Source organism: Streptomyces griseorubiginosus (assembly GCF_017614965.1).
GTDB classification, from domain to species: domain Bacteria; phylum Actinomycetota; class Actinomycetes; order Streptomycetales; family Streptomycetaceae; genus Streptomyces; species Streptomyces griseorubiginosus_B.
In genome coordinates this window covers 1-537 of the sequence record NZ_WVUG01000722.1, presented here as the reverse complement: position 1 = coordinate 537, position 537 = coordinate 1, and the positions used below count along the sequence as shown (strand labels likewise).

The window sequence follows — 537 nt, the reverse complement described above, 5'->3', positions numbered from 1 at the left end:
GGTGTCCGGGAAGCGGGCCGAGGCCGGAGGTGGAGGCGGGGTCTCGGAGTCGGCGTCTCGGAGCGTCGGCGCGTGCAGGCGTGGGAAGCGGAACTGGGGCCCGTTGGAAGAACGGGACGAGTCGTTCTTCGGCCCCGCGTCCGTGCTCGCTCGGCGCTGGGCGCCGGGGCCTGCGGGGTGGCCACCTGCCGCACCTTCCGGACCCGACGCACGCTCGGGACCAGACCGGCGTACCGCATCCGTGCCCTCGGTGCCGTTGTTCCCCGCCGGGGACCAGGCGTCATTCGCGCCCGCGGACGCACTCCCCCCGCGCTCGGCCTCGGCGTTCCTGTCGTTCCAGGCACCCGGCGTCGGCGTACGGTCCCCGAAGGTCTCGAAGGGCTCGGCGTTGCGCCAGGGCGACCACACTCCACTGGAACCGGCGGCCGTCGAGCTCCGATCCCCGGAGGCCGGCGCCCATGAGCCCCCGCCCCTTCCGCCGGCCGGCGTCCAGACGCCCGTCGCGTTCGTGCCGTTCGGCGAGGACGACCCTCGCTG

Annotated in this window: 1 protein-coding gene; it reads left to right on the top strand. The window is 75.2% G+C overall.

Features of this window, described 5'->3' with window-relative positions; all coding sequences use genetic code 11:
• Positions 1–250 precede the first annotated feature (250 nt).
• A partial coding sequence (locus GRC12_RS44960; RefSeq protein ID WP_439959968.1) for a hypothetical protein occupies positions 251–537 on the top strand: 287 nt, incomplete at its 3' end.